Genomic DNA, 602 nt, shown 5'->3' on the forward strand with positions numbered 1-602 from the left:
TTCTATTTTGTCCATATTTGGAATCCTGTTAATTACTGGTTGCTCAAGTGCGCCAGTTTCTAAAGATATACCTCAATTGAAAATAACAGAGCCTCTTCAGTTATCAGAAGGGGATATAAAGGTCGGCATAATTCGAAATAAAAATGTTATGGCTTCAGCGATCCACTATTGGCCTGTATACAATCGGAAGGTCATCGGTGGGTTGCTTACAGGTGATTATATTGAATTTAGTTTGCCATCTAAATCTGGAGATGTTGGCGCTTCATGTTACGGAGGGTGGAGTTCATCGTGGAAAACTCGTCTATATCGAATTACAGAAGAATCTCCAGATGAGATATACTTTCTATTATCTCCTTCATTTACGGAGGGAGAGCAATGCTTAGACATGGAGCTCATTGATTCAAGTGAATTTCATGAGAGAGCGGGCTTATCTAAACAAGTACCAGTTGGCAGTATTTCAAGCCGAGAATAAAAATTATAACAAAGCATTTAAGAGTGACTCACAACGCTTGCCGATTTCAGTTTAAACTTGGCTTTAGTGTTTAAGGTGGAGTGGTTTAGGTTAGGTGTTTAGCGTTGTTCGCACCTTAATGCGGCGTTAT

Annotated in this window: 1 protein-coding gene; it reads left to right on the forward strand. The window is 39.4% G+C overall.

Annotated elements, in window-relative coordinates; translation table 11 throughout:
- The coding region (locus ACQEXU_RS21980) for a hypothetical protein (RefSeq protein WP_427012301.1) at nt 1-472 on the forward strand (472 nt) is incomplete at its 5' end.
- Nucleotides 473-602 lie beyond the last annotated feature (130 nt).

It is taken from the genome of Vibrio sp. TRT 21S02, from assembly GCF_050113675.1.
In the GTDB taxonomy this organism is placed as follows: domain Bacteria; phylum Pseudomonadota; class Gammaproteobacteria; order Enterobacterales; family Vibrionaceae; genus Vibrio.